General features: G+C 69.8%; 1 protein-coding gene. It reads left to right on the forward strand.

Annotated elements, in window-relative coordinates; translation table 11 throughout:
* Positions 1-21 precede the first annotated feature (21 nt).
* On the forward strand, positions 22-361 hold a 340-nt coding region (locus tag FLQ44_RS20210; protein ID WP_240801359.1), incomplete at its 3' end, for an HIT family protein.

The raw sequence follows: 361 nt of genomic DNA on the forward strand, positions 1-361 counted from the left end.
GGCCTGTGCAGTCTGCGTTTGATGGACGACCAGCGCTTCCCCTGGGTGCTGCTGGTGCCTCGGCGCGCAGCGGTGCGCGAGCTGTTCGAGCTGTCCGCCTTCGACCAGGCCGAGCTGCTGATCGAGCTCAACCATGCCGCGCGCGCGCTCAATGCCGTCGCTTCACCGTACAAGCTCAACATCGGTGCGCTCGGCAATATCGTCGAGCAGCTGCACGTGCACCTCATCGCTCGCCAGCGCGACGACGCTGCCTGGCCCGGGCCGGTCTGGGGCAGCGGCGCGCGCCAGTCCTATGCACCCGGGGACGCTCGCGTCCTGATCGCGCGCCTCATCACCGCGCTCGATGCCACCCGGGCCTGCG

The organism is Vogesella mureinivorans (assembly GCF_007644035.1).
Classification (GTDB): Bacteria; Pseudomonadota; Gammaproteobacteria; order Burkholderiales; family Chromobacteriaceae; genus Vogesella; species Vogesella mureinivorans.